The 857-nt window shown below is 67.7% G+C and carries 1 protein-coding gene and 1 pseudogene; both read right to left on the bottom strand.

Annotation, left to right across the window (positions count from 1 at the left end):
* Positions 1 to 370: response regulator (locus tag JCM25156_RS18620; protein WP_025814332.1), on the bottom strand; the 370-nt coding region annotated here is incomplete at its 3' end.
* Positions 371 to 449: 79 nt separating this feature from the next.
* A pseudogene (locus tag JCM25156_RS18615) lies at positions 450 to 857 on the bottom strand (pyridoxal-phosphate dependent enzyme); the annotation flags it as partial.

The raw sequence follows: 857 nt of genomic DNA, 5'->3' as shown, positions 1-857 counted from the left end.
CGGAGGTGCGGCGCAGCACCGCGCGGATGCGCGCCAGCAGTTCGCGCGGGTTGAAGGGTTTGGGCACGTAATCATCCGCCCCCAGTTCCAGCCCGATGATCCGGTCGGTGTCATCGCCCATGGCGGTCAGCATCACGATGGGCACGTTGGCCTGTGTGCGCAGCCAGCGCGAGATGTCCAGCCCGCTTTCCCCCGGCAGCATGAGGTCGAGGATGACAAGCTGGTAGTGCCCCTCCGCCCAGCGGCGGCGGGCTTCGTGCCCGTCGCGCGCGGTGGTGACACGCAGTTCGTTGCGTTCGAGAAAGCGCGCCAGCAGGTCACGGATCTCGCGGTCGTCATCAATGATCAGGATATGCGGCAGGGGGGTCATGCCCGCAGTTTACATGACCGGCCACGCCCCCGCACCAGATGTTTCACTCCGTTGCAATTATCGGGCCATGGGGGCGGCTTCAGGCCAGCCAGGCGGGCACCGGCAGGTTCTTGCCGCGCAGGAAGGCGGGATTGAACAGCTTGGACTGGTAGCGCGCGCCGCCGTCGCTCAGGATGGTGACGATACGGTGCCCCGGCCCCATGGCGCGCGCCACGCGCATGGCGGCGGCGATGTTAATGCCCGTCGAACCGCCGACCGACAGCCCCTCGTGGATGAGGAGGGCGTAAATCTGCTCCAGCGCCTCCGCGTCGGGAATGCGCTCGGCGTCATCGAAGTGCAGCCCTTCCAGATTGCCCGTCACGCGCGACTGGCCGATGCCTTCGGTGATGGAGGAACCGCTGACCGACAGGTCGCCCGATTTCACCCAGCCATACAGGCCCGATCCTCCGGGTCGGCCAGCACGATGCGCGGCCGCGCCACCCGGCGC

This window comes from Komagataeibacter kakiaceti JCM 25156 (assembly GCF_000613305.1).
The sequence above is the reverse complement of the archived record's forward strand: the minus strand, read 5'-3'. Positions and strand labels throughout refer to the sequence as shown.